Raw genomic sequence first — 283 nt, forward strand, 5'->3', positions numbered from 1 at the left:
GGCATGTCGATCCTGATCTTCTGCCAGGTCGTCGCGACCTTCCCGGCCGCGCGGTGGGAGGTCCAGAAGTCGCAGGGCTGGTGGCTCTTCGGCGTGGTCCTGGCCATCGGCCTGGTGATCGTGGCCGCGGTGATCTTCATCGAGCAGGCCCAGCGCCGCATCCCCGTGCAGTACGCGCGTCGGATGGTCGGGCGCAAGATGTTCGGCGGCTCCTCGACCTACATCCCGCTCAAGGTGAACCAGGCCGGCATCATCCCGGTCATCTTCGCCTCCTCGCTGCTCT

At 66.8% G+C, this 283-nt stretch carries 1 pseudogene; it reads left to right on the plus strand.

Annotation, left to right across the window (positions count from 1 at the left end):
- Positions 1-283 (plus strand): annotated as a pseudogene (locus QWY29_RS20165) (preprotein translocase subunit SecY); the annotation flags it as partial.

This window comes from Nocardioides abyssi (assembly GCF_030412915.1).
In the GTDB taxonomy this organism is placed as follows: Bacteria; Actinomycetota; Actinomycetes; order Propionibacteriales; family Nocardioidaceae; genus Nocardioides; species Nocardioides abyssi.